Origin of the sequence: Sphingomonas azotifigens NBRC 15497, assembly GCF_002091475.1 — a bacterium.
Classification (GTDB): Bacteria; Pseudomonadota; Alphaproteobacteria; order Sphingomonadales; family Sphingomonadaceae; genus Sphingomonas; species Sphingomonas azotifigens.
The window spans coordinates 1-1556 of sequence record NZ_BCTR01000128.1; the positions used below are offsets into that span (position 1 = coordinate 1).

1 protein-coding gene is annotated in these 1556 nt (G+C 66.1%); it reads right to left on the bottom strand.

The window, feature by feature from the left end:
* Positions 1–1556: AAA family ATPase (locus SAZ01S_RS23190; protein WP_167693252.1), on the bottom strand; the 1556-nt coding region annotated here is incomplete at both ends.

Consider the following 1556-nt stretch of genomic DNA (forward strand, 5'->3'; position numbering starts at 1 on the left):
GGGATTGGTGCGCACCTCCGCCTCCAGCTGCATCTGGCGAATGGCGTTGGCGGTGCGGCCATTGGCCGCTTCGCTGACCAGTCCCGGCGTTCGTTCGAACGCCATATCGAGATCGTGTGCGGCGTGGGGATGCAGCGCGTTGATCACCTCAGCGGCGCGCGCAAGCGCCGCCTTCTGCACTTCGAGCGGCGCACGGCCCTGGCCGGTCATGCGGCCTGCATCCTGCAGGGCACGCGCATAGCCTTCGACCGCCCGCTCCAGCTTCTGGGTTGCGGATGCCTCGGGCGCAGTCGCCGGCATCGATAGCTTGAGCCCATTGAAGCGCAGCTTGGTTGGCGCACGTTCGGGCTCGGGGATGGACAGCCGCAATCCGTCGAACATGCCGCGGCGCCGTGCTGGTGCAAGCGCGCTACGCTGGGGTTCGGCGAGCGGCTCCCTTGCAAGCGTATCGAGGATGCGCGACCGTTCGACGCCGCGCCGCGAAGCGAAGCGGTCGGCAGCAGCATCATAGTCGAGCGCATTGTCCTTCGGCCGATCGCGCGACAGCGTGCGGGCAAGCTTGCCCTGGTCGGCGAAATCATCACGACCATAATGGAGCTGCACGGCATCGCGGTGGCGCGACAGCGCGACATAAGCGGCGTGCCGGTCCAGTCCCGGCGTCGCCAGCACGTGCACCCGGTCGACGGTGACACCCTGCGCCTTGTGGATCGTAGCGGCATAGCCATGGGCGACGTCGCCATAGTTCTTGTGGTCGAAGGCGACCCGGCGACCATCGTCGAGCCGCACCGCCATGCGGGCATGATCGACCTGTTCGATGGTGCCGAGACTGCCATTCTTCACACCGAGGCTGCGTTCGTTGCGTAGGAACATGACCCTGTCGCCAGCCCCGAACAAGCGTTCTCCGTGCGTGGTTTCGACAGCAACATCAGCATCTAATGCCCCACTGCGTTTCATCGCATCCCGGGCCTGCGCATTCAGTTCATCGCATTCCTGGTTGGTGTGGGTCAGAATCATGCGCGAGGTCGCCGGATCGGCGTTTCGCTCGCGATCCCAGCGCTCGATCAGCGCCGATCTGGCTTCGACTCGCGTCTCGGAGTCGACGACCATGCCGGCTTGGGCATAGGCCTCCAGCGCCTCGGCCGTGCGGCCGGTAGCGAGCTGCCGCGTCGCCAACCGCTGCCAGTCTTCGCGCTGCCGGCGAATGTCGGTGATCTCGATCGCGCCATGCCGTTCGGCTACCGAGCGGAATGCTGCGCCGGCTTCGATCGCCTGCAACTGTTCGGGGTCGCCGATCAGCACCACCTTGGCGTGGCGCTTTTCGGCTTCGGCAATCACCCGCTCCATCTGACGCGAGCCGATCATGCCGGCTTCGTCGATGACGAGGATCGACCTGTCGGTCAGCAGTTCGCGCCCCTGCGCCCATTGATGCTCCATGCTGGCGATGGTGCGCGACGCGATGCCTGAGCCGCTCTCCAGATTCTCGGCGGCGATGCCGGACAGCGCCAGCCCCTGCACCTGATAGCCGGCGCTCTCCCAAGCTTCGCGGGCAACGCCAA